This is a genomic window from Enterobacter sp. C3_dUdeg (genome assembly GCF_057536195.1).
On sequence record NZ_BAAKFX010000005.1, the window covers coordinates 105,834 to 131,776 of the forward strand.

Sequence of the window (25,943 nt, forward strand, 5' to 3'; positions counted from 1 at the left end):
TCCTTTTTTATCATCTTTGGAATACGCACACTCCGTGCGCAGGCCCGTGCCAGACAGCCATTACTACCGGATTATCCGCTCCGGCAAAGGGGGGAACAGCTCGCCATTCCCCTTCAGGTAAAACAATCTCTGCGACGTCATCCGTCGCGTTCAGCGTGACCAGCCATTTATCCGACAGCAGGATTTGCAGGCGTGGTACGCCGTGTTGCCACTCTTGCGCGCTTAACGGTTGCGCGTCTTGATTCAACCAGCGAACGTTGCCGTCACCCTCTTCCCACCAGCGGTCGGCGGTCAGCGCGGGGATCTGCTGGCGAAGATGGATCAGCGCAGCGGTAAAATGAATCAGCCCGCTGTTGGCTTCACCCCAGTCGAGCCAGGTTAACGTGTTGTCCTGGCAATACGCATTGTTGTTACCGTGCTGGCTATGGCCGTGTTCATCGCCTGCCAGCAGCATCGGCGTGCCCTGCGACAATAAAAGCGTTGTCAGCAAAGCGTGAACGCTGGCGCGTCGCCGCTCGATGACGTCCAGGCTACCGCCTAACCCTTCTATACCATGATTAAAGCTATGGTTATTGTTAGTACCATCGCGATTCTCTTCGCCGTTTGCCTCATTGTGTTTCTGATTGAAACAAACGCAGTCCCTGAGCGTAAAACCGTCGTGTGCCGTCAACAGATTGACGGTGGCCGACGGGCGTTTGCCGTCGCGCTTAAAGAGATCGCTTGAAGCGGCAAAGCGTCCGGCGAACTCCCCCAGCGACAGATTCCGTTCCAGCCAGAAGCGGCGTGCGGCATCGCGGTAGTGATCGTTCCACTCGGCAAACAGCGGCGGGAAATTCCCGACCTGATAACCGCCTTCCCCGATGTCCCACGGCTCGGCAATGAGCTTCACCTGCGAGAGCACCGGACAGTTTTTTATCGCCTCAAACAGCGGCGCCTGCTGGCTGAACGCTGGCGTGCGCCCCATCACTGGCGCCAGATCGAAACGAAAACCGTCGACGTGGAACGTCTCCACCCAGTATTTCAGGCATTCATAAGCAAAATGCGTGACCGCCGGATGGCTGAGGTTGAGCGTGTTACCGCAGCCGGTCCAGTTCTCATAATCGCCATCCTGCCTGATCCAATAATAGCTACGGTTATCAATTCCGCGCATGGAGAGCGTCGGACCGTCGAGATCGCTTTCGGCACTGTGGTTCAGCACGACGTCCAGAATGACCTCAATGCCCGCCGTATGAAGCGCCCTCACCGCATCGCGAAACTCGTCACGCGCCTTTTCCGGATGGGCGGCATAGCGTGGCTCAAGCGCGAACATCGCCAGCGGGTTGTAGCCCCAGTAGTTGCTTAGCCCCAGCCGCTGCAGGCGCGGCTCGCTGGCAAAGTGGGCGACGGGCAACAGTTCCAGCGCGGTGATGCCGAGGTGTTTCAGGTAGGCAATCATGGTGGGATGCCCGAGCGCCTTATAGGTGCCGCGCATCTCTTTGGGGATCGACGGGTGCAGGTACGTCAGCCCTTTGACGTGGGCTTCATAAATGACGGTATTGCCCCACGGCGTCTGCGGCGGGGCATCGTCTTCCCAGTCATAAAGATCGTTCACCACCACGCTTTTTGGCGCGACGGGCGCACTGTCGCGGTGGTCGGGCTCGCCGTAGCCCACGTGGAAGAGCGGGTCGTCTTTAAATTCGCCGTCCACACGGTGCGCGCACGGGTCGATCAGCAGCTTCGCCGGGTTAAACCAGTGGCCCTGCGCCGGATCCCACGGACCGTGTACGCGAAAGCCATAGTGCATGCCTGGCCGTCCTCCGGCCAGGTAGCCGTGCCAGGTATCCCCCGTGCGCGCGGGTAAATCGTAACGGTGCTCGTTACCTTCCCCATCAAACACGCACAGTTCTACCCGCTCAGCGTGAGCGGAAAAGAGGGTGAAATTGACACCCTTTCCGTCAAAACGCGCGCCGAGCGGTTCGGGTTTACCTGCCGTAAGCTGCGTCATTCGCCCTCCCGCATCAGCCAGATGGTGCCAAGCGGCGGCAGCGTCAGGCTCAGGGAGTTGGGTCGCCCGTGGCTTTCGATGGCGTCGCTCTGGACCAGCCCGCCGTTACCGGCGTTGCTGCCGTGATAGTGCATCGAGTCGGTATTCAAGATCTCGCGCCATTTGCCCGGTTGGTTAATGCCGAAGCGGTAATGTTCGCGCGGCACCGGCGTGAAGTTGCTGGCGACGACGATCTCGTTACCCGCTTTGTCACGACGCACAAAGACAAACACCGAGCGCTCGTGGTCGTCCACCACCAGCCACTCAAAGCCGTACGGATCGAAGTCGAGCTCGTGCAGCGCTTTGTGGTGGCGGTAGGTCAGGTTCAGGTCGCGCACCAGACGCTGCACCCCGTGGTGCCAGTTGTCGCCGCCTTCCAGCAGGTGCCAGTCGAGACTGGCGTCGTGGTTCCACTCGCGTCCCTGGGCGAACTCATTGCCCATAAACAGCAGTTTCTTGCCCGGGAAGGCAAACATCCAGCCGTAGTAGGCGCGCAGGTTGGCAAACTTCTGCCACGCGTCGCCCGGCATGCGGTCGAGAATGGATTTTTTGCCGTGCACCACTTCATCGTGCGACAGCGGCAGCATGAAGTTTTCGGTGTAGTTGTAGAGCATCCCGAACGTCAGCTTATCGTGATGATACTTACGGTGAACCGGATCCAGCTTCATGTAGTCGAGCGTGTCGTGCATCCAGCCCAGGTTCCACTTGTACCAGAACCCCAGGCCGCCTAATGACGGCGGACGGGAGACGCCCGCAAAGTCGGTCGACTCTTCCGCCATGGTCACGGCACCGTCCACCTGTTCGCCGATAATGCGGTTGGTATTGCGCAGGAATTCAATCGCTTCCAGGTTTTCACGGCCGCCAAACTCGTTCGGGATCCACTCACCCTCTTTGCGGCTGTAGTCGCGGTAGATCATCGACGCCACCGCATCGACGCGCAGGGCATCAATGCCAAACCGCTCGATCCAGTACAGGGCATTCCCGACCAGGTAGTTTGCGACCTCACGGCGACCATAGTTGTAGATCAGCGTGTTCCAGTCCTGGTGATAGCCTTCGCGCGGGTCGCTGTGCTCGTACAGCTTCGTGCCGTCAAACTCTGCCAGCGCGAAATCATCCGCAGGGAAATGGCCCGGCACCCAGTCGAGGATGACGTTCAGCCCGGCGGCGTGCGCGGCATCAATGAAATAGCGGAAGTCATCGCGGGTGCCAAAGCGGCGCGTTGGCGCATACAGCCCGGTAGGCTGATAGCCCCAGCTGCCGTCGAACGGGTGCTCGTTGACCGGCAGCAGCTCAAGGTGGGTAAAGCCCATCCATTTGGCATAGGGCACCAGCTGGTCGGCAAGCTCACGATAGCTGAGCCAGAAGTTGTTATCGGTGTGGCGACGCCAGGAGCCAAGGTGTACCTCATAGACGGAGATGGGCGCGTCAAAACGGTTGGCCTGTTTACGCTCCTCCGTCTGGACGACCTTCTCCGGCAGGCCGCAAATCAGCGACGCGGTATCCGGGCGCATCTGCGCTTCGAAGGCATACGGGTCAGCTTTAATGCGCAGCTTGCCGTTGGCGTCGATCATCTCGAATTTATAAAGCTGCCCGGGGTGCGCTCCGGGGATAAACAGCTCCCAGATGCCGGTTTCCCGGCGCAGGCGCATCGGGTGGCGGCGACCGTCCCAGTAGTTGAACTGGCCGACAACGGAGACGCGCTGGGCGTTAGGCGCCCACACGGAGAATCGCGTGCCGGTAATGCCGTCCATGGTATCGGCATGGGCACCCAGGGTTTCATAAGGGCGAAGATGCGTTCCTTCGGAGAGCAACCAGGCATCCATCTCTTTAAGCAGAGGGCCAAAGCTGTAAGGATCGTCAATCAGGTTTTGCTGACCGTGCCAGAGAACGGCGAGCTGATAGCGAAAAGGGTTTTTACGGCGGGGCATCACGCCGGAGAAGAAGCCACGGGAATCGAGGCATTCAAGATTACCGACCTTGCGGCCGGTTTTGGGTTCAATCACCCAGACTTCTGTGGCATCCGGTAACAGTGCCCGAACTTCAAGGCCATCCTCAGTTTGATGCATCCCAAGCACAGAAAAGGGGTCAGCAAAATGACCCGCAATAAGCGCATTAATCACGTCTCTATCCACACGATCGGACATGGTATTCATCCTGTTTTTTATGTCGTCCTTTTTAAGCGCTCCGGGACGACTTTTAATGTGACCTGAACGGGACAGCACAAAAATGTGCATCCATTCTGCTCCGTTCGAACCTCAGGTAAGAAATGACTCTTCCTTAAAGCATAGCCAACGCTCTAGATCACTCCTGATAAAAAATAAGACATACGCGTGTTACTCCATGTAGTACGCAAAAAAAGGGGGTGAAAATCACCCCCGGTAGTAAACAAATTATTACGCCAGCTGGCGCAGCATGCGGCGCAGCGGCTCGGCGGCGCCCCACAGGAGCTGGTCGCCGACGGTGAACGCGGAGAGATACTCCGGCCCCATGTTCAGCTTGCGCAGACGGCCAACCGGCGTGGTCAGCGTGCCGGTAACGGCAGCCGGGGTCAGCTCGCGCATGGTGATATCGCGATCGTTTGGCACCACTTTCGCCCACGGGTTGTGCGCGGCCAGCAGCTCTTCCACGGTCGGAATAGACACATCTTTTTTCAGTTTAATGGTGAAGGCCTGGCTGTGGCAGCGCAGCGCGCCGATACGCACGCACAGACCGTCAACCGGAATGGTGTTCGCGGTCGCGAGGATTTTATTGGTCTCAGCCTGGCCCTTCCACTCTTCGCGGGTCTGGCCGTTATCCAGCTGTTTGTCGATCCATGGGATCAGACCACCGGCCAGCGGTACGCCGAAGTTATCCACCGGCAGCTCGCCGCTGCGGGTCAGCTGAGTGACCTTACGTTCGATATCGAGGATCGCGGACGCCGGGTTTGCCAGCTCGGTTGCGACGCTTTGGTGCAGCTGGCCCATCTGGGTCAGCAGCTCGCGCATGTGGCGCGCGCCGCCGCCGGACGCCGCCTGGTAGGTCGCCACGGAGACCCACTCCACCAGATCCTGCGCGAACAGGCCGCCGAGGGACATCAGCATCAGGCTGACGGTGCAGTTACCGCCGACAAAGGTTTTCACGCCGTTGTTCAGGCCGTCGGTGATGACGCCCTGGTTCACCGGGTCGAGAATGATGATGGCATCGTCTTTCATGCGCAGCGAAGAAGCCGCGTCAATCCAGTAGCCCTGCCAGCCGCTTTCACGCAGCTTTGGATAGATTTCGTTGGTATAATCGCCGCCCTGGCACGTCACAATAATGTCGAGTGCCTTCAGCGCTTCCAGATCGTAAGCATCCTGCAACGTGCCTGTGGTACCACCAAAGGACGGAGCAGCCTGGCCGAGCTGGGAAGTGGAGAAGAAGACCGGGCGGATAGCGTCGAAATCGCGCTCTTCAACCATGCGTTGCATGAGTACAGAGCCGACCATACCGCGCCAGCCGATAAAACCAACGTTTTTCATAGCATTTTTTTCCTGCTGAGGGTGTGTGCTGATTGTGCAAGCCAGTATTGAACTGGGATATGCTTCACATTACAAAATGCTGCCAAAGTCGCAAGCGAAATTAATCGATGATTGCCCAGCAATCAGAAAAAGCGCTAATCATCGGAATAACACTACTAAGTATCAGGGATAATTTAAAGATGAGTGAAATCATTTCCGCGGCGGTTTTATTGATCCTGATTATGGATCCACTGGGAAACCTGCCTATCTTCATGTCGGTGCTGAAGCACACCGAGCCGAAGCGCCGCCGGGCGATCATGATCCGCGAGCTGCTTATCGCCCTGCTGGTGATGTTTATCTTCCTGTTTGCCGGTGAAAAAATTCTCGCGTTCCTGAACCTGCGCGCCGAAACCGTGTCGATTTCCGGCGGGATTATTCTGTTCCTGATTGCCATTAAGATGATTTTCCCAAGCGCGGAAGGCAGCAGCAGCGGCCTGCCCGCGGGTGAAGAGCCGTTTATCGTGCCGCTGGCGATTCCACTCGTCGCCGGGCCGACCATTCTGGCCACGCTGATGCTGCTGTCGCATCAGTATCCGAACCAGATGAGCCATCTGGTGATTGCCCTGCTGATCGCCTGGGGCGGGACGTTTATCATCCTGCTGCAGTCGTCGCTGTTCCTGCGCCTGCTGGGTGAGAAAGGAGTGAACGCACTGGAGCGCCTGATGGGGCTGATTCTGGTGATGATGGCAACGCAGATGTTCCTGGACGGGATCCGCGCGTGGATGAAAGGCTAGGTAAACGCAAAACGGCAATCAAAGATTGCCGTTTTTAGTGTTTGCCCCCTCTCCCCGTGGGAGAGGGGCGGGGTGAGGGCATCAGGCCGCAGAGGACAGCCCATCTAACCCTTACGAATCAAATACCGGTACGGCAGCGCCTCGGTCTGCTGTGCCACCAGCTCATGCTCCATAAAGGTACAAAAGCCGGGAATATCGCGGGTCGTGGCCGGGTCGTCGGCAATAATCAACAGCGTTTCACCGGTCTGCATGTTGCGCACGGTTTTGCGTACCATCATTACCGGTTCCGGGCAGCGAAGGCCCTGGGCATCAAGAGTGTGGTCTGGGCTGGAAAACAGGTCGGTCATGGTCTTCTCGGTCTGGTAAAAACGGCTGTAGTTTACGCCCGGTTGCGATCAATGCAAACCAGGTTAACGATTGCGTAAAAACTAACCATTGCAATGTCCTGCCAAAGCAGTATCATGCTGCGGTTTTTATTGGGTTCCCTCACCCCAACGTATAAAAAGGTCACAATATGACGTCGTTTTCTGAATCACAGCGCGTAAAAGCGTTGTTCTGGCTTTCGCTTTTCCATTTGCTGGTGATCACCTCCAGCAACTATCTGGTGCAGCTCCCGATCTCCATCTTTGGTTTTCATACCACCTGGGGCGCATTCAGCTTCCCGTTTATTTTCCTCGCGACGGATTTGACCGTGCGTATCTTTGGCGCACCGCTGGCTCGCCGTATTATTTTTTCGGTCATGCTCCCGGCGCTGTTCATCTCGTACGTGGTTTCGTCACTGTTTTATATGGGAAGCTGGCAGGGCTTTGAGGCATTAACCCACTTCAACCTGTTTGTTGCCCGTATCGCCGCGGCAAGCTTTATGGCCTACGCGCTGGGGCAGATCCTCGACGTGCATGTATTCAACCGCCTGCGTCAGAATCATCGCTGGTGGATGGCGCCAACCGCCTCCACGCTGTTTGGTAACGTGAGCGATACGCTGGCCTTCTTCTTCATCGCCTTCTGGCGCAGCCCGGATGCGTTCATGGCCGAACACTGGATGGAAATCGCGCTGGTGGACTACTGCTTCAAGGTCCTTATCAGCATTGTGTTCTTCCTGCCGATGTACGGCGTGCTGCTCAATATGCTGCTGAAAAGGCTGGCAGATAAATCTGAAATCACGGCATTGCAGGCTGGTTAAGGGTTCGCTTTATCAGTTGTGATAAGATGAGCGAATGAGCCGTTATGGCCGTTTATCGAAAGGAAGAAGTCAATGCGCAATCTGGTTAAATATGTCGGGATTGGCCTGCTGGTTGTGGGTCTTGCAGCCTGTGATAACAGCGACACGAAAACGCCTGCTCAGGGCGCATCCGCAGAGAGCAACGCGACCGGCCAGCCGGTGAATCTGATGGATGGCAAACTCAGCTTCTCTCTGCCAGCCGATATGACCGATCAGAGCGGCAAGCTGGGCACCCAGGCGAATAACATGCACGTTTACTCCGACGCAACCGGGCAGAAAGCGGTCATTGTGATTGTGGGCGACGACACCAGCGAAGACCTGGCCGTCCTGTCCAAACGTCTGGAAGATCAGCAGCGCGGCCGCGATCCGCAGCTGCAGGTCGTGACCAATAAATCCATCGAGCTGAAAGGCCACACGCTGCAACAGCTCGACAGCATCATCTCTGCAAAAGGCCAGACCGCTTACTCTTCTGTGGTGCTGGGCAAGGTTGATAACAAACTGCTGACCCTGCAGATCACCCTGCCAGCCGAAGATCAGCAGAAAGCGCAGACGGCTGCTGAAAACATCATTAACACCATCGTGATCCAGTAACGCTTCACGACGATGACGTGGCCTCCGGTGCCTGCACCGGGGGCCATTTTTTTAGCCGCCACGTCAGCAGCAGCGCAATCACCACCAGGCCCGCCGCCGCAAGATAGATCACCGGAACCCCTGCCCAGGCCATCACCAGCCCCGCCAGCGGGCCGGTAATGCCTAAAGACATATCCATAAACACCGTATAGGTCGCCAGCGCCGCCCCCTGATTCTGCTGCGGCACGGCTTTTACCGCCACCACGCCCAGCGCCGGGAAGACCAGGGAAAAGCCTGCCCCCGCGAGGAACACGCCCACTTTCGCGACCCAGGGCACCATCGCAATTCCGGTCAGCAGCAGCCCGACAATCTCTATCGCAAAGCAGATCATCGCCACATTCAGCCCGCCAAGACGGTTGATGCCGTTAGGGAAAAGCAGGCGGGCGCCAACAAACGCACAGCTAAACAGGGTTAACGCAAAGGCTGCGCCGTCCCAGCCTTTGGCGTCGTAGAACAGGGTAATGAAGGTCGCAATCACGCCGAAGCCGGTGGTCGCCAGCGCCAGGGCCATGCCGTACGGCCAGACGCGCCCCAGCACCGCCCGAAACGGCAGCGGCTTGCCTTTGCTGGCCTTCACTTTCGGACGTGGCAGCGCAAAGAGGATTGCCAGCAGCGCGACCGCCATAATGGTGATGGAAAGCCCATACAGCCCGCCAAGCGCATAGCAGGCCACGCCGAGCGGCGCTCCGAGCGCCATCGCACCGTAGGTGACAATCCCGTTCCAGGAGATCACCCGGCCAATGTGCGGCGCGCCTACCACCCCCACGCCCCACAGCGTCGAGCCGGTTCCCGCCAGACTTTGCCCGATGCCAAGAATAACGCGGCCCAGGCAGAGCAGCGCCAGGCTGACCAGCGGCCAGTGGCCGGTGGTGGCAGCCAGCAGGTAGCTCAGGCCACTGAGGAAACAGCCGCACAATCCCACCACCACGATGCTTTTTGGACCGAACGCGTCCGCGTAGCGCCCGGCATGCGGGCGGCTGAGGAGCGTGGCGAAATATTGCAGGCTAATCACCAGCCCCGCCCAGAAGGCGCTGAAGCCCATCACGTCATGGACATAGCCCGGCAGGACCGCCAGCGGCAGGCCGATGGTCAGATAGCTGGCAAAGTTGAAAATCACAACGGAAACGATGCGCAGATTGAGGCGCAGTCCGCTCAGTGCCGGTTCAGCGGCAGGTTCGGGCATGGGGTTCTACCTGGATTTTTTACAACAGTGTTTCACTATTACCACGGCGCAATAAGAAAATCAGCCCCGACTTTCAGATTAACGGTGCCAGACGAAGCGAAGCCCGGGCACTACACTTATCGGGTCATCATATTAAGGAACACGCATGATCGCTAACCCGTCCGACAAAGCAGGACTCCACATCTTATTAAAACTCGCCTGTCTGGTGGTTATCCTTGCGGGTATCCATGCTGCCGCTGACATTATTGTTCAGCTCCTGCTGGCGCTCTTTTTTGCCATCGTGCTTAATCCTCTGGTCACCTGGTTTTTACGCCGGGGCGTCAGCCGTCCGGTAGCCATCACCATCGTGGTTATTGTCATGCTGATTGGCCTGACGGCGCTCTTCGGCGTGCTGGCGGCATCGCTGAGCGAATTCTCCACCATGCTGCCGCAGTACAACAAAGAGCTGACGCGTAAAATTGTCGCGCTGCAGGAGATGGTGCCCTTCCTTAATCTGCATATCTCACCCGAACGGATGCTGCGCAGGATGGACTCCGAGAAGGTCATGACCTACGCCACCACCTTGATGACGGGGCTTTCCGGCGCGATGGCCAGCATTCTGCTGCTGGTCATGACCGTTGTGTTTATGCTGTTCGAAGTCCGCCACGTCCCCTATAAGCTGCGCTTTGCGCTGAACAATCCGCAAATTCACATTGCCGGGTTACACCGGGCCCTGAAGGGCGTCTCCAAATATCTGGCGCTGAAAACGCTCCTGAGCGTCTGGACCGGGGTGATTGTCTGGCTGGGGCTGATGCTGATGGACGTGCAGTTCGCGCTGATGTGGGGCGTGCTGGCCTTTCTGCTGAACTACGTGCCCAATATTGGCGCGGTGCTTTCCGCCGTGCCGCCGATGATTCAGGCGTTTCTGTTTAACGGCTTCTACGAATGCATGCTGGTCGGCGCGCTGTTCCTCGTCGTGCATATGGTGCTGGGCAATATTCTTGAACCGCGCATGATGGGACACCGTCTGGGCATGTCGACGCTGGTGGTGTTTTTATCCTTACTGGTTTGGGGATGGCTGCTGGGCCCGGTCGGTATGCTGCTGTCGGTCCCCCTGACCAGCGTATGTAAAATCTGGATGGAAACCACCAAAGGCGGCAGCAAGCTGGCGATCCTGCTCGGGCCGGGGAGGCCGAAAAGCCGATTACCCGGGTAACCGACCTACCTGTACAGGTAGGTTTAAACCGTCAGTAATACACCGTAAATTACCGCGTCCCTAATCCGTCGCGGTATTTTTATTTGCGTTAAGGCGATACTCATTCTGTTTTTAATTACGCCGCGCGCATTACGTTCAAACGCAATTCATGATTTAACGCAAATTATAAAAAATGAAATTCTTATTTATTTTCCATGTTATTATGCCCGTCTTCGCGTCAACGTAATGTAAACATTAATATTGATTAAAAAATACACCCAGCGATAACAAAAAGCCGGATGAATATTATTTGTAAAAAACACTACCTTTAATTGTTATTATTGATATGGAGTTGTTGATGAAAAAGATCGTTAAATGGTGTGCTGCTGCCGTATTCGTTGGCGCACTGGCAGGCTGTGCGCGCACCGCCCCAATTGCTCAGGTTCACTCTATTGTAAGCGCGGGCCATACTGCCGATCAGGTAAAAACGGCAATTTTGAAAGCAGGCCAAAAACGCGACTGGATCATGACGGAAACCGGCCCGGGAATGATTAAGGGGCGTCTGCAGTCACGCGATCACTCCGTCCAGGTAAGTATTCCGTACACGGCCACAAGCTATTCAATCAACTATGAAAACAGCCTTAACCTGAAAGCGGCAGACGGTAAAATTCACAAAAATTATAACCGTTGGGTAAATAACCTCGACCACGATATTCAGCTGAACCTCTCCGCTGGCGCCGCGCTGTAATATTTTTCTAAAGTCGGGCCGCGTATGGCCCGATAACCTCTCTTTATTAGCTTCAAAGGTTACGCAGGAATGTACGAAAAGGACACACTCAGCGCACTGGATGCCATTACCGAAGCGCAACGCATCGCCTTTGCCCCGATGTTATTCCAGACTGCGCTTTGTCTGCGTAACTCAGGCGTTCTCGCCTGGCTCGATAAACAAGGTAAAAAAGGGGCAAGCCTCGAGGAAATAACCGAACACAGCACGCTCGGCAGCTATGGCGTCAGCGTACTGCTGGATATGGGATTAAGCGGTCGAATCGTTACCCAACAGAATGGACGTTATTTCCTGGCGAAAGTGGGCCATTTTTTACTGCACGACGAAATGACCCGCGTAAATATGGATTTCACCCAGGACGTTTGTTATCAGGGGCTATTTCACCTGGCGGACGCCCTGCAGGAGGAAAAACCTGCCGGATTAGCCGTGTTTGGCAACTGGCCAACCATCTACCCGGCGTTATCCCAATTACCTGCTCCGGCGAAAGAGAGCTGGTTCGCCTTCGATCATTACTATTCTGACGCCGCTTTTGACGCTGCGTTGCCATATATATTCGCAAGCTCGCCGACAAAATTGTACGATGTGGGCGGAAATACGGGTAAATGGTCGTTACGCTGCTGCCGCTATGACGAAAATGTTGCCGTGACGATCCTCGATCTGCCGCAGCAGATAGCGCTGGCGCAGGAAAACATCGCAAAAGCAGGTTTTTCTCATCGTATTGCATTCCATGCTGTCGATATGCTTAGCCCAGCAACATTGCCGGGTGACGCCGACGTCTGGTGGATGAGCCAGTTCCTGGATTGTTTCTCTCCGGATCAGATTGTCGCCATGCTGACGCGCGTCGCACAGGCCATGAAGCCAGGCGCACGTTTGTGCATCATGGAGCTTTTCTGGGATGCTCAGAAATTTGAAGCTGCCTCTTTCAGCCTGAATGCCACCTCGCTCTATTTCACCTGTATGGCGAATGGCAATAGCCGGTTTTACAGCGTAGAGAAGTTCTATCGCTACCTGGAGAGCGCAGGTTTCAGCGTTGAACAGCGGCTGGACAACCTTGGGGTCGGTCATACCCTGCTGATATGCACCAAACGTGAACAATAGAGCAGCTTAGCTGCCGGGTGGCCCAGTCTGCCCTTTGAATACGGTTTTTTTCGCGGACGCGCGTAGATGAAATTTTCACTGAACATTATCGACTGGCAGGCGAGAGCGCCAGGACTCAGCGATGCCACAGAGTGGCAGGCATGGTCGCGCCTGCAGTTGGCCGTTGACCCAGCGGCCCCGCTTCCCCGCCTGACCGCTTTACCCATGATGACCGCGCGCCGCCTCAATTCAGGCAGTAAGCTGGCGGTGGATATTGGTCTTGCCATGCTGCAAAACCACGCCATTGATGCCGTCGTCTATTCCAGCCGCCACGGCGAGCTGGAGCGCAACTACCGTATTCTGCATGCTCTGGCGACCGGGCAGTCCGTTTCACCCACCGACTTCGCGATGTCCGTGCACAATTCCGCGGTGGGCAATCTCACGATCACCGCACGACAGGCCATCGTCTCGTCATCCATTTCTGCCGGGCTGGACACCTTCCAGCAGGCTTTATGCGAAGTGCTGAGCCTGCTGCATGCGGGCTATTCCCGCGTCCTGCTGGTCGATTTTGACGGCGTGCTGCCGGAATTTTACCATCCGGCGCTACCGCCGCAGATGCCCACCTGGCCCTACGCGCTGGCGCTGGTGATTGAATCCGGCAACGGATTGCAGTGTGAAACCCGCAGCGGCAGCACGGGTGAAGAACCCGCCCTGCCGCAAAGCCTGATGTTCCTGCAGCGCTATCTCAGCGAGGAACGTCAGTTTGTGGTGCCCGGCGAACGTTTGCTGTGGCAATGGACGCGCGCATGAACCGCCTGGCTGCACGTATCAACTGGTTATGGCGTCTGGTGATGACCGGCTTCTGCTTCGCGCTGTTTGGCGTGGGCGGGCTGCTGCTGTCGCTGGTCTGGTTCAACCTGCTGCTGATCGTCCAGCGCGACTGCGCCAGCCGTCGCCGCCTGGCGCGTCGCAGCATTGCGGCCAGCTTCCGCTTCTTCCTGACCGTGGCGCGCGGCCTCGGCGTACTGGACTATCGCATTCACAATCTTGACGCGCTGCGCAGCGATCGGGGTTGTCTGGTGGTGGCTAACCACCCCACGTTAATAGACTACGTGATTCTGGCGTCGGTGATGCCCGAAACCGACTGCCTGGTGAAAAGCGCGCTGCTGCGCAACCCCTTTGTCAGCGGCGTTATCCGCGCGGCGGATTATCTGATTAACAGCGAAGCCGAGCCCCTGCTCGCGGCCAGCCAGCAGCGTCTGGCTCAGGGCGACACGCTGTTAATCTTCCCGGAAGGCACGCGTACCCGGTTTGGCGAGGCTATCTCCCTCCAGCGCGGCGCGGCAAATATCGCCGTGCGCTGTAACAGCGATCTGCGGGTGGTGCTGATCCACTGTAGCGAACACCTGCTGGATAAAAAAAGCCACTGGTATGATGTACCGCCAGAAAAACCTGTTTTCACCGTGGATGTCCGCGACCGCGTGAACATCGACGAATTTTACGATGCAAATGAACAAGAACCGGCGCTGGCGGCAAGGCAGTTAAACCGGCATCTGCAGCATCGATTAACATCAGGCCTTCAATCTTTGTCAGGAATTAATGATGCAAGCGCTTTATCTTGAAATTAAGAATCTCATAATCACCACGCTGAATCTGGACGAGCTTACCGCAGAGGATATTGATACCGATGCCGCGCTGTTTGGCGATGGGCTGGGTCTGGACTCCATTGACGCGCTGGAACTGGGTCTGGCGGTAAAAAACCAGTATGGCGTGGTGCTTTCTGCCGAAAGCGAAGAGATGCGCCAGCACTTCTTTTCCGTCGCCACGCTGGCGTCCTTTATCAACGCTCAACGCGCCTGAGATGTGAACGATGACTGAACAAGAAACCATTTATCAGGAAGTCTGCGGCCTTCTGACCAAGCTCTTTGAAATCGACCCGCAGGACATTACGCCCGAAGCCCGTCTTTACGAAGACCTGGAGCTGGACAGCATTGACGCGGTGGACATGATTGTTCATCTGCAGAAGAAAACGGGCAAGAAAATCAAGCCGGAAACCTTCAAGTCGGTTCGTACCGTTCAGGATGTGGTAGACGCCGTCGAACAGCTTCTGCGCGAAGAGTAAGACGTCGTGCGTGGTGGACGGACGTTCCCGGTCATCCCACTGCTGACGGGGCTGATGCTGCTGGCGTGGCCTTTCCTGATTGGATTTGGGCTGACGCACAACAGCCTGCAGTGGCTGTTGCCGGTGATGGCGCTGGTATTGCTGCTGCGGCTGCGCCAGGCGCGGCGGAACGCTGGCCCGATGCGGTATGTGGTGCAGTGCGTGGCGCTCGCGGGCATTGCGCTCTGCGCGGCAAGCTACCTGCTGAAAACCCACCAGTGGCTGCTGTTCTACCCGGTGGTCGTCAACCTTGTGATGCTGGCCGTGTTCGGCGGTTCACTGTGGACCGCGATGCCGCTGGTCGAACGGCTGGCGCGCCTGCGCGAGCCAAACCTGCCCCCGGAGGGCGTGCGCTATACCCGCAAGGTGACCCTCGTCTGGTGCGGCTTTTTCATCGGAAACGGCGCGATGGCGCTGTTCACCGTGCTCCACGGCGACATGCATCTGTGGACGCTGTGGAACGGTATGGTGGCCTACATCCTGATGGGAACGCTGATGGCGACCGAGTGGCTGGTGCGCCAGCGGGTGATAAAAAAAGAGATGCACAATGACTAACCCCCTTCCGCTGGGCCAGTGGTTAAACGCGCCCCGCCCTGACGACATGCCCGTTGCCTGGCTTGACGATCGCACCTGGACGCTTGGCCAGCTGCGCCACGACGTGACCCTGCTGGTCGACACTCTGCATCAGCAGGAAGGCGAGCGCTGGGCGCTGTGCTTTGAAAACAGCTACCTGTTTATCGTTGCGCTGCTGGCCTCGCTGCACGCCGGTAAAACGCCGGTCATCCCCGGCCATAGCCGCGTCTCGCAGCTTGAAGAACAGCATGCGTTGTTTAGCGGCGTTCTGAGCGATCGGACTCTCGATTTCCATGGCAAGCTGATAGTGGTGGCCTCCAGCCATCAGACCACTCGCCGCTGGGCGCCCCTGCCGGCCATTGACGAAAGCCGCTTCGTTGAACTGTTCACCTCCGGCTCAACGGGTACCCCGCGCCGGGTGATTAAGCACATCGTCAGCCTGGATCGCGAAGCCCGTCTGCTGGCTGACCGCTTCGGCGAGCGGCTGACCGGCTGTAGCGTTGTCGCCTCGGTCGTACCGCAACATCTGTACGGGCTGACCTTCCGCATCGTATTGCCGATGGCGCTGGGCCTCCCGCTGCATGCCGCGATGCTCTACTACGCCGAGCAGCTGGCCGCCCTTCCTCATGACCGGCATTATCTGTTCATTAGCAGCCCGGCGTTCCTGAAGCGCCTGGATACGGAACTGCCCGCGCCGCCCGTCAGAATGCTGATTTCAGCAGGCGGAATGCTGCCCTGGTGTGACGTCGCCACCACCGCGGGCTGGCTTAACATCTGCCCGGATGAAATTTATGGCAGCACCGAAACCGGCATCCTCGCCTGGCGCCATCGCCAGCAGGATAACGTCCCGTGGCTTGCCTTCCCCGGCGTTATCTTCCATCAGGAAGATGAAGCCTGTCGCGTCACGTCGCCACTGATCCACGAGGCTGAAGGACTCCAGCTGGACGATATCCTGCACTTCGACAGCGAGGGGCTGTTCAGCATCGCCGGTCGTCGCGGGCGGGTGGTCAAAATTGAAGAAAAGCGCATCTCGCTTAACGAGATCGAACGTCGCCTGCTGGAGCTCGACGGCATTTGCGAAGCGGCGGCACTACCGGTCACGCGCGGAGGCCGTCAGGGGATTGGCGCACTGCTGGTGCTGGACGAAGCGGTTCGCCAGCGCGGCTATATGCAGGATAAAAAAGCGCAGGAGTTCGCCTGGCGTCGCGCCCTGCTGCCGTGGCTTGAGCCGGTCGCCGTTCCGCGCTACTGGCGCATTGTCGATGAAATGCCGGTAAACAGTATGAACAAGCGTGTCTATGCGCAGCTAGAGGAGTTATTTCATGAAAATTCATGAACTTGAGCGCCACCAGACACAGCCGGAGAAGCTGGAAATCATTTTGCATCTCGACGCGGCGCTGTTCTGGTTTCAGGGCCATTTTGCCGTACAGCCGCTGCTGCCCGGCGTTGCGCAGCTTGACTGGGTGATGCACTACGCCACGACGTTACTGGCGCCGGGCTACCGCTTTCACAGCATTCAAAACGTGAAGTTCCAGGCGCCTCTGCTGCCGGAAACCACGGTGACGCTGGTGCTTGAGTGGCATGCCGAACGTCAGATGCTGACCTTCAGCTACCAGCGTCACGCCGGGGCGGAGCGCCATACCGCCAGCAGCGGGAAAATTCGGCTATGTCAGTAACCTTCCGCCCCTGCGTGCTGATCCCGTGCTACAACCACGGCGCCATGATCGCCCGCGTGCTGTCGCGTCTCGCGCCGTTCGGCCTGCCGTGCCTGGTGGTGGATGACGGCAGCGAAGCGAGCACCCGTCAGGAGCTCGAGCGCCTGGCGGCGGAGCAGCCGCAGGTAACGCTGGTCCGCCTGGCGCAAAACGCCGGAAAAGGTGCCGCGGTCATCAGGGGGCTGGAGGAGTGCGCGCGCGCGGGCTATACCCACGCCGTGCAGGTGGACGCGGACGGTCAGCACGCCATCGAAGATATCCCCAAACTGCTGGCGCTGGCGGAGCGCCACCCGGACGCGCTGATTTCCGGCCAGCCCATTTACGATGATTCCATTCCGCGCTCGCGGCTCTACGGACGCTGGGTAACCCACGTATGGGTGTGGATTGAGACCTTATCCCTGCAGCTTAAAGACAGCATGTGCGGCTTTCGGGTCTATCCGGTCTCGCCCACGCTGCGCCTGGCAGCGCGTGAAACGCTCGGCAAACGGATGGACTTTGACACCGAAGTGATGGTCCGTCTTTACTGGCAGGGTAACACCAGCGTCTTTCTGCCGACCCGCGTCACCTACCCGCAGGACGGGTTGTCCCACTTCGACGCGTTAAAAGATAACGTGCGGATCTCCCTGATGCATACCCGGCTGTTCTTCGGCATGCTGCCCCGCATGCCCGGCCTGCTTTTCCGTCGACGCCGCCAGCACTGGGCGCAGCAGGACGAGGTCAAGGGCCTGTGGGGCATGCGCCTGATGCTGCGCGTCTGGAAGCTGATGGGCCGCCGGGCCTTTACCGTGCTGCTGTGGCCGGTGATCGGCGTGTACTGGCTTATCGCACGTCCGGCGCGGCAGGCCTCGCGGCAGTGGATTGAGAGAGTGAAGCAAGAACTGCGTCAGCGGAACATGCCCGTTCCCCCGCGTCTCAACAGCTTTTTCCATTTCATGCGCTTCGGCAACGCGATGCTGGATAAAGTCGCCAGCTGGCGCGGTGAGCTGAAGTTTGATCGCGACGTGGTCTTTGCCCCCGGCGCGAGCGAAACGCTTAATATCGCGGCACCGCAGGGCAAGCTGCTGCTGGCCTCGCATCTTGGCGACGTTGAGGCCTGCCGGGCGCTGGCCCAGCTGGACGGCAGCAAAACTATCACCGCCCTGGTCTTCAGCGAAAACGCCCGGCGCTTTAAGCAAATCATGAGCGAAATGGCGCCCCAGGCGGGCGTGAATTTGATGTCGGTTACCGACATCGGCCCGGACACCGCGATTGCCATCAAAGAGAAGCTTGAGCGGGGAGAATGGGTCGCGATTGTGGGCGACCGCATCGCGGTGAATCCGCAGCGTGGCGGCGAGTGGCGGGTGATCTGGAGCCCGTTTATGGGCCAGCCAGCGCCATTCCCACAGGGGCCGTTTATCCTGGCCTCCATCCTGCGCTGCCCGGTGGTGCTGATTTTTGCCCTGCGCCAGCAGGGTAAGCTCGTCCTGCACAGCGAACCGTTTGCCGACCCGCTGCGCCTGCCGCGCGGCGAACGCCAGCAGGCGTTGCAGGAGACCGTCGATCGCTACGCGCAGCGGCTGGAGCATTACGCCCTCATGTCGCCGCTCGACTGGTTTAATTTTTTCGATTTCTGGCATCTGCCAGAGTCCAGAGAGAAGGAGTAAAGGGTGCTGACCGATCCCCGCTTTACGACTGAAGTTGAGATCACCGTTCCGTTCCACGACGTCGATATGATGGGCGTGGTCTGGCACGGTAACTATTTCCGCTACTTTGAGATCGCCCGCGAGGCGCTGCTCAATCAGTTTGACTATGGCTATCGCCAGATGAAGGCCTCCGGCTACGTCTGGCCCGTCGTCGATACCCGGGTGAAATACCGCGATGCGGTGACCTTTGAGCAGCGTATTCGCGTCCGCGCGCACGTTGAAGAGTATGAAAACCGCCTGCGCATTGCCTATCAAATTTTCGATGCGCAGACCGGCAAACGCACCACGACCGGCTACACCATCCAGGTAGCGGTGGAAGAAGCCACCCGCGAAATGTGCTTTGTGAGCCCGGCAATACTGTTTGAACGAATGGGAGTGACGCCATGAAATGGTGGCCTTTGCTGGCGCTTCTCGTCAGCCCGCTGGTCAGCGCCGTGACGCTGGATGAACTGCAGCAGCGCTTCACCGGGCAGCCCGTCGTGCGCGCGCACTTCGAACAGGTTCGCACCATAAAAGATATGCCGCAGCCGCTGCGCTCGCAGGGCGAGATGCTGATCGCCCGCGACAGCGGCCTGCTGTGGGATCAAAAAGCGCCGTTTCCGATGACGCTCCTGCTGGACGACAAGCGGATGGTTCAGGCCATTAACGGCCAGCCGCCGCAGACCGTCACCGCCGACAATAATCCGCAGATGTTCCAGTTCAACCATCTTCTGCGGGCCCTGTTCCAGGCCGACCGCAGGGTGCTTGAAGAGAACTTCCGCATCGATTTTAAAGACCTGGGAGCGGGCCGCTGGTCGCTGGTGCTTACGCCAAAAACGACGCCGCTGGACAAGATTTTCGCCACCCTCGATCTGGGCGGCGCGACCTATCTGGAGACGATTCGTCTCAACGACAAACAGGGCGACCGTACCGATATCGCCCTTTCACGCCACCAACTGACGCCCGCCAGCCTGACCGATGACGAACGCCAACGCTTTGCCGCACCGTAAATCCCTGCGCCCGGCGCTGCTGTGGGCCACGCTATGCCTGATTCTGCTGGGCGTGCTGTTGTCGCTGCTGCCCGGCGCGCGTCTGAACAGCAGCGTGCTGGCCATGCTGCCGAAGCAGACGCTGGGGGCGATCCCGCCGGCGCTCAACGACGGGTTTATGCAGCGTCTCGACCGCCAGCTGGTCTGGCTGGTCAGCCCTGGCAAAGAGCCCGATCCGCGCGTGGCGCAGCAGTGGCTGGCGCTGCTGCAAAGCAGCGATTCGCTCAGCGAGGTCAAAGGCCCGATGGACGCCGCCGGGCAAAAAGCCTGGGGAGAGTTCTTCTGGCAGCACCGAAATGGCCTGATCGATCCCGCCACCCGCGCCCGCCTGCAAAACGGCGGAGAAGCGCAGGCGCAGTGGATTTTATCTCAGCTCTATTCGGCCTTTTCCGGCGTCAGCGGCAAAGAGCTGCAAAACGATCCCCTGATGCTGATGCGCGGCTCGCAGCTCGCTCTGGCGCAAAACGGCCAGAAGCTGCGGCTGATGGACGGCTGGCTGGTCACACAGGATGAGGCGGGAAACTACTGGTATCTGCTGCACGGCGAGCTGGCGGGCTCGTCATTTGATATGCAGCAGACCCACCGGCTGGTGACGACGCTTAACGCGCTGCAGGAGACGCTAAAAGCCCGTTTCCCGCAGGCGCAGCTGCTTTCGCGCGGGACCGTGTTCTACAGCGATTACGCCAGCCAGCAGGCCAAACGCGACGTCTCGACGCTGGGCATCGCCACCCTGCTTGGCGTGTTCCTGCTCATCGTGGCGGTGTTCCGCTCTCTGCGCCCGCTGCTGCTGAGCGTGCTCTCCATTGCCATCGGCGCGCTGGCGGGTACGGTGGTGACGCTGCTGCTCTTTGGCGAACTGCACCTGATGACGCTGGTGATGAGCATGAGCATCATCGGTATTTCAGCCGACTACACGCTCTACTACCTGACCGAACGGATGGTGCACGGCGCGGAGCACTCCCCCTGGCAAAGCCTGGCCAAAGTACGCAATGCGCTGCTGCTGGCGCTGCTGACGACCGTCGCCGCCTACCTGATTATGATGCTGGCCCCCTTCCCCGGGATCCGCCAGATGGCGGTGTTCGCCGCCGTGGGGCTGAGCGCCTCCTGCCTGACGGTGATTTTCTGGCATCCGTGGCTGTGCCGGGGTTTACCGGTGCGCCCGGTTCCGCTGATGGTTATCATGCTGCGCTGGCTGGCCGCGTGGCGACGCAATAAAAAATTGTCCGTGGGTTTGCCCGTCGCGCTGGCGCTGCTCTCCGCCGTGGGGATGAGCACCCTGAGGGTGGACGACGACATCGCACAGCTGCAGGCGCTGCCGAAAAATATTCTGGCCCAGGAGAAGGCCATTACCGCCCTGACCGGACAGAGCGTCGATCAGAAATGGTTTGTGGTTCATGGCGCCTCGCCTCAGCAAACGCTGGAGCGGCTGGAAGCCTTTACACCGGCGCTGGCACAGGCGCAGAAAGCCGGAGAGATTGCCCGCTGGCGTACGCTGCCGCTGAACTCGCTGGCCCGCCAGAAAAGCGATCTTACGCTGCTGCGCGAGGCTGCCCCTGCGGTAACTAACGTGCTGAAAAGCGCCGGGCTCAACGCCGTATCCCCGAATCTCGACGCCATGCCGGTCAGCGTGGACGCGTGGCTTAAAAGCCCGGCCAGCGAAGGCTGGCGTCTGCTCTGGCTGACCCTGCCCAACGGGGAAAGCGGCGTGCTGGTGCCGGTGGACGGCGCGAAAAACAGCGCTTACCTCGGTGAACTGGCCGCGCGCCATGACGGCGTCGTCTGGGTCGATCGCAAAGCCAGCTTTGACAGCCTGTTTGCCCTCTACCGCACGCTGCTGACGGGGCTACTCTTTGCCGCGCTGGCAGTCATTGCCTGCGGGGCGATGCTGCGCCTCGGCTGGCGTAAAGGGCTGATAAGCCTGGTGCCGTCCGTGCTGTCGCTGAGCTGCGGCCTGGCGGTGCTGGCCGCAACGGGCCACCCGGTGAATCTGTTCTCACTGCTGGCGCTGGTACTGGTGCTCGGCATTGGCATTAACTACACGCTGTTTTTCAGCAACCCGCGCGGTACGCCGCTGACCTCGATGCTGGCGATTACGCTGGCCATGATGACCACGCTGCTGACGCTGGGCATGCTCGTCTTCAGCGCCACCCAGGCCATCAGCAGCTTTGGCATCGTGCTGGTGAGCGGTATTTTTACCGCCTTCCTGCTGGCTCCGCTGGCGATGCCGGATAAGAAAGAGAGAAAACGTAAATGAACGCTTTTTATCGCGCCGTTGCGCTGGCCGCGGCGCTGCTGCTGGCAGGCTGCAGCCATTCGACCGATACCAAAGAGACGCGGCCTCAGGCCTGGCTCCAGCCGGGCACCAGAGTGACGCTGCCGCCGCCCGGCATCAGCCCGGCGGTAAGCTCCCAGCAGCTGCTGACCGGCAGCTTTAACGGACAGACACAGTCCCTGCTGGTGATGCTCAACGCGGATGCGCATAAGGTCACGCTGGCCGGGCTCTCTTCCGTGGGCATTCGTCTGTTCCTGGCAACGTACGATGAGACCGGTATTCATACCGAGCAGTCGATCGTCGTGCCGCAGCTGCCGCCCGCCAGCCAGGTGCTGGCCGACGTGATGCTCAGCCACTGGCCGATTAGCGCCTGGCAGCCGCAGTTGCCGAAGGGCTGGACGTTAACGGACAATGGCGATCGGCGCGAGCTGCGTAACGCCAGCGGCAAGCTGGTGACGGAGATTGTCTACCTGCAGCGCAAAGGCAAGCGCGAGCCGATCAGCATCGAGCAGCACGTCTTTAAATACCACATCACCATTCAATATCTGGGTGACTGAGATGATTTATATATCCGCTGTTGGCATGGTCAACGCGCTGGGCAACTCGCCTGACGAGATTGCCGCGAACCTGACGGCAGGCGTGGCGCCGGGGATGCACGCCCGGACCGGCTGGTTGCAGGGTTTACCCGAAGCCGTTCTGGGCGGCGTGGAAGGCGAGCTTCCGCCCATCCCGGACGCCTTCGCCGCACACCGCACCCGCAATAACCAGCTGCTGCTGGCCGCGCTGTCGCAGATTCAGCCCGCCGTTGACGAGGCCATCGCCCGCGTCGGTCGTGACCGCGTGGCCGTGGTGCTGGGGACCAGCACCTCCGGGCTGGACGAAGGCGATGAGCACGTGCGCCACATGGCCCATGGCGAAGCGAGCACGCGCTGGCAGTATCCGCAGCAGGAGCTTGGCGATCCGTCCCGCTTCCTCGCCAACTGGCTTCAGCTCGAAGGCCCGGCCTATACGATCTCCACGGCCTGCTCTTCCAGCGCGCGGGCGATGATCGGCGGCAAACGCCTGATTGAAACCGGGCTGGTGGATATCGCCATTGTCGGCGGGGCCGATACCCTGAGCCGAATGCCCGTCAACGGCTTTAACAGCCTTGAATCCTTCTCCCCTACGCTCTGCGAGCCGTTCGGCCGCGACCGCCGGGGGATCACCATTGGTGAAGCCGCCGCGCTGATGGTATTGAGGCGGGAGCCCGCCGACGTGGCGCTGCTCGGAACGGGCGAATCCAGCGATGCGTACCATATTTCCGCCCCGCATCCGCAGGGTGAAGGGGCGATAAGGGCTATCGCGCAGGCGCTTAACGAAGCGGATATGCAGCCGCAGGATATCGGCTACATCAACCTGCACGGCACGGCCACGCCGCTCAACGATCAGATTGAATCGCAGGTGGTTCACGATCTCTTCGGGGAAAGCGTGCCGTGCAGCTCAACCAAACACCTTACCGGCCATACGCTGGGCGCCGCCGGTATTACCGAAGCGGCCCTGAGCTGGCTGATTCTGACGCGCGATCTGCCGTTGCCGCCGCAGGACTTCGCCCGCTACGCGCCGGACGACACGCTAGCGCCGTGCGGCCTGCTGCACCAGCGAGCCGCTCTGAAAAAACCGGTCATTTTGTCTAACTCGTTCGCGTTTGGCGGCAATAACGCCAGCATCCTGCTGGGGAGAGCCTCATGAGCTACTTATCACCCGAAGCCTATTTGCCGCACGAGGCGCCAATGATGCTGCTGGGATCCGTTGAGAACGTTACGGACGACACGGCGGTCTGCCGCGTTGCGGTCAACGGGCAAAGCGTGCTGGCGCCGTTTCTCAATGCCGATGGCGACCTGCCGGGCTGGTACGCGCTCGAGCTGATGGCGCAGACCGTCGGCGTCTGGTCAGGCTGGCATCGCCAGCAGCAGGGGCAGGATCATATCGCGCTGGGCATGGTGCTCGGCGCGCGCGAGCTGGTCTGCGCCAGCGGGCGTTTCGCCGCAGGCCTGACGCTGGACATCACCGTTAAGCTGCTGATGCAGGACGAACGCTTCGGCAGCTTTGAATGCGCGATTTCCGCTAATGAAGAGACGCTGGCCACGGGCCGGGTCAACACCTTCCAGCCGAGCGCAGAAGAATTAACATCGCTTTTTAATCAGGGATCTAACGCATGAGTCGTTCCGTACTGGTCACCGGGGCCAGCAAAGGCATAGGGCGCGCCATCGCTCGTCAGCTTGCCGCCGACGGGTTTACCGTAGGCGTGCATTACCATCGTGATGCCGCAGGCGCGCAGGATACGCTGGACGCCATCACGCAGGCGGGTGGCAACGGTCGTTTACTCGCCTTTGATGTGGGCAACCGCGAACAGTGCCGCGAGGTGCTGGAGCAGGAGATTGAAGCCCATGGCGCATGGTATGGCGTGGTCAGCAACGCCGGAATTACGCGCGACGGCGCCTTTCCGGCGCTGAGCGAAGACGACTGGGACAGCGTGATCCACACCAATCTCGACAGTTTTTATAACGTCATTCACCCCTGCATTATGCCGATGATTGGCACCCGTAAAGGGGGGCGCATTATCACCTTATCGTCCGTGTCCGGCGTGATGGGCAACCGCGGTCAGGTGAACTACAGCGCGGCCAAAGCGGGCATTATCGGCGCCACCAAAGCGCTGGCGATTGAGCTGGCAAAACGCAAAATCACCGTCAACTGCATTGCCCCGGGGCTGATTGATACCGGCATGATTGAGATGGAAGAGGCCGCGCTGAAGGAAGCCATGTCCATCATCCCAATGAAACGGATGGGCCAGGCTGAAGAGGTCGCCGGGCTGGCAAGCTATCTGATGTCGGATATTGCGGGCTACGTTACCCGCCAGGTCATTTCCATTAACGGAGGCATGCTATGACGCGTCGCGTGGTGATTACGGGCATGGGCGGCGTGACCGCCTTTGGCGAAACCTGGCAATCCGTTTCCAGCAGGCTGCTGGCGTATGAAAACGCGGTGCGTAAAATGCCGGAATGGCAGGTGTACGATGGCCTGCATACCCTGCTGGGCGCGCCGATCGACGATTTCACGCTGCCGGAACACTATACCCGCAAGCGTATTCGCGCCATGGGCCGCGTGTCGCTGATGTCGACCCGCGCCACCGAGCTGGCGCTGGAGCAGGCGGGGCTGATTGGCGAAGCGGTGCTCACCAACGGCCAAACCGGTATCGCCTACGGTTCTTCGACAGGCAGCACCGGTCCGGTCAGCGAATTCGCGACCATGCTCACCGAAAAGCACACCAATAACATCACCGGGACAACCTACGTCCAGATGATGCCGCACACTACGGCGGTGAATACCGGCCTGTTCTTTGGGTTGCGCGGCCGCGTGATCCCGACGTCGAGCGCCTGTACCTCCGGCAGCCAGGCGATTGGCTACGCCTGGGAGGCGATTCGCCACGGGTATCAGACCGTGATGGTCGCGGGGGGCGCGGAAGAATTGTGTCCGTCTGAAGCGGCGGTGTTTGACACGCTGTTTGCCACCAGTCAGCGTAACGACGAACCCAAAACCACCCCTTCACCGTTCGATACGCAGCGCGATGGTCTGGTCATTGGGGAAGGCGCAGGCACCCTGATTCTGGAAGAGCTGGAGCACGCCAGAGCGCGCGGGGCGACAATCTACGGAGAGATCGTGGGCTTTGCCACCAACTGTGACGCGGCCCATATCACCCAGCCTCAGCGTGACACCATGCAGATTTGCATGGAGCAGTCGCTGGCCATGGCGGGATTAAGCGCCCGGGATATGGGGTATATCTCCGCGCACGGTACCGCCACCGATCGCGGCGATATCGCCGAAAGTCAGGCCACTGCCGCCATCTACGGTGACAGCGTGCCGGTGTCCTCGCTGAAGAGCTATTTTGGCCATACGCTGGGTGCCTGCGGCGCGCTGGAAGCGTGGATGAGCCTGCAGATGATGCGTGAAGGCTGGTTTGCCCCGACGCTCAATTTAACGCAGCCGGATGAGCAATGCGGTGCTTTAGATTATATTATGGGGGAAGCCCGTCAGATTGACTGCGAGTATCTGCAGAGCAATAACTTCGCGTTTGGCGGCATCAACACCTCGATTATCATTAAACGCTGGGCGTAA

Annotated in this window: 27 protein-coding genes; 22 read left to right on the top strand and 5 right to left on the bottom strand. The window is 59.3% G+C overall.

Annotated elements, in window-relative coordinates; all coding sequences use genetic code 11:
* Nucleotides 1-10: 10 nt before the first annotated feature.
* From glgX to asd, 3 genes are all read right to left on the bottom strand, one after another.
* Nucleotides 11-1,984 carry a glycogen debranching protein GlgX gene (glgX, locus tag AC27FC_RS14300; protein ID WP_094934881.1) on the bottom strand — a complete coding sequence of 658 codons (1,974 nt, stop codon included), beginning with the start codon at nt 1,982-1,984 and terminating at the stop codon, nt 11-13.
* Nucleotides 1,981-4,167 carry a 1,4-alpha-glucan branching enzyme gene (gene glgB / locus AC27FC_RS14305; protein WP_196355110.1) on the bottom strand — a complete coding sequence of 729 codons (2,187 nt, stop codon included), beginning with the start codon at nt 4,165-4,167 and terminating at the stop codon, nt 1,981-1,983. Before glgB ends, glgX begins: the two co-directional genes overlap by 4 nt.
* Nucleotides 4,168-4,416: 249 nt before the next feature.
* The gene (asd, locus tag AC27FC_RS14310; protein ID WP_033146834.1) at nt 4,417-5,520 is read right to left on the bottom strand and encodes an aspartate-semialdehyde dehydrogenase; all 1,104 of its coding nucleotides are present in this window, start codon (nt 5,518-5,520) and stop codon (nt 4,417-4,419) included.
* Nucleotides 5,521-5,699: 179 nt separating this feature from the next.
* Here asd and yhgN point away from each other — a divergent pair, with 179 nt between their 5' ends.
* Nucleotides 5,700-6,293 carry an NAAT family transporter YhgN gene (gene yhgN / locus AC27FC_RS14315; protein WP_003861574.1) on the top strand — a complete coding sequence of 198 codons (594 nt, stop codon included), beginning with the start codon at nt 5,700-5,702 and terminating at the stop codon, nt 6,291-6,293.
* Nucleotides 6,294-6,397: 104 nt separating this feature from the next.
* On the opposite strand, the gene tusA is transcribed toward yhgN, so the two are convergent.
* Complete coding sequence (tusA, locus tag AC27FC_RS14320) at nt 6,398-6,640, bottom strand: sulfurtransferase TusA (RefSeq protein ID WP_008503071.1); 243 nt, start codon at nt 6,638-6,640, stop codon at nt 6,398-6,400.
* A gap of 167 nt (nt 6,641-6,807) precedes the next feature.
* On the opposite strand from tusA, the gene AC27FC_RS14325 reads away from it, so the two are divergent.
* Nucleotides 6,808-7,473, top strand: coding sequence for a 7-cyano-7-deazaguanine/7-aminomethyl-7-deazaguanine transporter (locus tag AC27FC_RS14325; protein WP_023309514.1), 666 nt, complete (start codon nt 6,808-6,810; stop codon nt 7,471-7,473).
* A 72-nt stretch (nt 7,474-7,545) separates the two neighbouring features.
* On the top strand, nt 7,546-8,103 hold the full coding sequence (locus AC27FC_RS14330) for a DcrB family lipoprotein (protein ID WP_023309515.1): 558 nt from the start codon (nt 7,546-7,548) through the stop codon (nt 8,101-8,103).
* Between the two features lie 4 nt (nt 8,104-8,107).
* Here AC27FC_RS14330 and AC27FC_RS14335 read toward each other — a convergent pair whose 3' ends face one another.
* On the bottom strand, nt 8,108-9,325 hold the full coding sequence (locus tag AC27FC_RS14335) for an MFS transporter (RefSeq protein ID WP_064673694.1): 1,218 nt from the start codon (nt 9,323-9,325) through the stop codon (nt 8,108-8,110).
* A 145-nt stretch (nt 9,326-9,470) separates the two neighbouring features.
* On the opposite strand from AC27FC_RS14335, the gene AC27FC_RS14340 reads away from it, so the two are divergent.
* The 19 genes from AC27FC_RS14340 (at nt 9,471) to AC27FC_RS14430 (ending at nt 25,943) form a co-directional block, all read left to right on the top strand.
* Nucleotides 9,471-10,520, top strand: a complete 1,050-nt coding sequence (locus tag AC27FC_RS14340; RefSeq protein WP_032662225.1) for an AI-2E family transporter — start codon at nt 9,471-9,473, stop codon at nt 10,518-10,520.
* A 337-nt stretch (nt 10,521-10,857) separates the two neighbouring features.
* Nucleotides 10,858-11,247, top strand: coding sequence for a lipoprotein (locus AC27FC_RS14345; RefSeq protein ID WP_023309518.1), 390 nt, complete (start codon nt 10,858-10,860; stop codon nt 11,245-11,247).
* A 69-nt stretch (nt 11,248-11,316) separates the two neighbouring features.
* Nucleotides 11,317-12,381, top strand: coding sequence for a methyltransferase (locus AC27FC_RS14350; RefSeq protein ID WP_094934879.1), 1,065 nt, complete (start codon nt 11,317-11,319; stop codon nt 12,379-12,381).
* A gap of 66 nt (nt 12,382-12,447) precedes the next feature.
* Nucleotides 12,448-13,170 carry a beta-ketoacyl synthase chain length factor gene (locus AC27FC_RS14355; protein WP_094934878.1) on the top strand — a complete coding sequence of 241 codons (723 nt, stop codon included), beginning with the start codon at nt 12,448-12,450 and terminating at the stop codon, nt 13,168-13,170.
* Nucleotides 13,167-13,982 (top strand): lysophospholipid acyltransferase family protein, encoded by an 816-nt coding sequence (locus AC27FC_RS14360; RefSeq protein ID WP_094934877.1) that lies wholly within the window; start codon nt 13,167-13,169, stop codon nt 13,980-13,982. Before AC27FC_RS14355 ends, AC27FC_RS14360 begins: the two co-directional genes overlap by 4 nt.
* On the top strand, nt 13,963-14,220 hold the full coding sequence (locus AC27FC_RS14365) for a phosphopantetheine-binding protein (RefSeq protein ID WP_008503081.1): 258 nt from the start codon (nt 13,963-13,965) through the stop codon (nt 14,218-14,220). Before AC27FC_RS14360 ends, AC27FC_RS14365 begins: the two co-directional genes overlap by 20 nt.
* Nucleotides 14,221-14,230: 10 nt before the next feature.
* A complete protein-coding gene (locus AC27FC_RS14370; RefSeq protein ID WP_024908875.1) occupies nt 14,231-14,482 on the top strand; it encodes an acyl carrier protein in 252 nt (83 codons plus the stop codon).
* Between the two features lie 6 nt (nt 14,483-14,488).
* Nucleotides 14,489-15,076, top strand: a complete 588-nt coding sequence (locus AC27FC_RS14375; protein WP_029740658.1) for a COG4648 family protein — start codon at nt 14,489-14,491, stop codon at nt 15,074-15,076.
* Nucleotides 15,069-16,430: an AMP-binding protein gene (locus tag AC27FC_RS14380; RefSeq protein ID WP_112778205.1), complete on the top strand. Its 1,362-nt coding sequence runs from the start codon at nt 15,069-15,071 to the stop codon at nt 16,428-16,430. The genes AC27FC_RS14375 and AC27FC_RS14380 overlap by 8 nt, the downstream gene beginning before the upstream one ends.
* Entirely contained in the window at nt 16,417-16,770 is a 354-nt protein-coding gene (locus tag AC27FC_RS14385; protein ID WP_039263058.1) for an ApeI family dehydratase, read from the top strand. Before AC27FC_RS14380 ends, AC27FC_RS14385 begins: the two co-directional genes overlap by 14 nt.
* Complete coding sequence (locus AC27FC_RS14390; protein WP_094934874.1) at nt 16,761-18,452, top strand: glycosyltransferase family 2 protein; 1,692 nt, start codon at nt 16,761-16,763, stop codon at nt 18,450-18,452. The genes AC27FC_RS14385 and AC27FC_RS14390 overlap by 10 nt, the downstream gene beginning before the upstream one ends.
* Nucleotides 18,453-18,455: 3 nt before the next feature.
* Complete coding sequence (locus AC27FC_RS14395) at nt 18,456-18,878, top strand: acyl-CoA thioesterase (protein ID WP_023309526.1); 423 nt, start codon at nt 18,456-18,458, stop codon at nt 18,876-18,878.
* Nucleotides 18,875-19,480, top strand: a complete 606-nt coding sequence (locus tag AC27FC_RS14400; RefSeq protein WP_094934873.1) for an outer membrane lipoprotein carrier protein LolA — start codon at nt 18,875-18,877, stop codon at nt 19,478-19,480. The genes AC27FC_RS14395 and AC27FC_RS14400 overlap by 4 nt, the downstream gene beginning before the upstream one ends.
* Nucleotides 19,449-21,773, top strand: coding sequence for an MMPL family transporter (locus AC27FC_RS14405; protein ID WP_094934872.1), 2,325 nt, complete (start codon nt 19,449-19,451; stop codon nt 21,771-21,773). The genes AC27FC_RS14400 and AC27FC_RS14405 overlap by 32 nt, the downstream gene beginning before the upstream one ends.
* Nucleotides 21,770-22,348 carry a DUF3261 domain-containing protein gene (locus AC27FC_RS14410; RefSeq protein ID WP_033146845.1) on the top strand — a complete coding sequence of 193 codons (579 nt, stop codon included), beginning with the start codon at nt 21,770-21,772 and terminating at the stop codon, nt 22,346-22,348. Before AC27FC_RS14405 ends, AC27FC_RS14410 begins: the two co-directional genes overlap by 4 nt.
* A gap of 1 nt (nt 22,349) precedes the next feature.
* Complete coding sequence (locus AC27FC_RS14415) at nt 22,350-23,519, top strand: beta-ketoacyl-[acyl-carrier-protein] synthase family protein (RefSeq protein WP_094934870.1); 1,170 nt, start codon at nt 22,350-22,352, stop codon at nt 23,517-23,519.
* The gene (locus AC27FC_RS14420; RefSeq protein WP_047059877.1) at nt 23,516-23,989 is read left to right on the top strand and encodes a hotdog family protein; all 474 of its coding nucleotides are present in this window, start codon (nt 23,516-23,518) and stop codon (nt 23,987-23,989) included. The genes AC27FC_RS14415 and AC27FC_RS14420 overlap by 4 nt, the downstream gene beginning before the upstream one ends.
* The gene (locus AC27FC_RS14425) at nt 23,986-24,717 is read left to right on the top strand and encodes a 3-ketoacyl-ACP reductase FabG2 (protein WP_048981450.1); all 732 of its coding nucleotides are present in this window, start codon (nt 23,986-23,988) and stop codon (nt 24,715-24,717) included. The genes AC27FC_RS14420 and AC27FC_RS14425 overlap by 4 nt, the downstream gene beginning before the upstream one ends.
* On the top strand, nt 24,714-25,943 hold the full coding sequence (locus AC27FC_RS14430) for a beta-ketoacyl-ACP synthase (protein WP_048981451.1): 1,230 nt from the start codon (nt 24,714-24,716) through the stop codon (nt 25,941-25,943). The genes AC27FC_RS14425 and AC27FC_RS14430 overlap by 4 nt, the downstream gene beginning before the upstream one ends.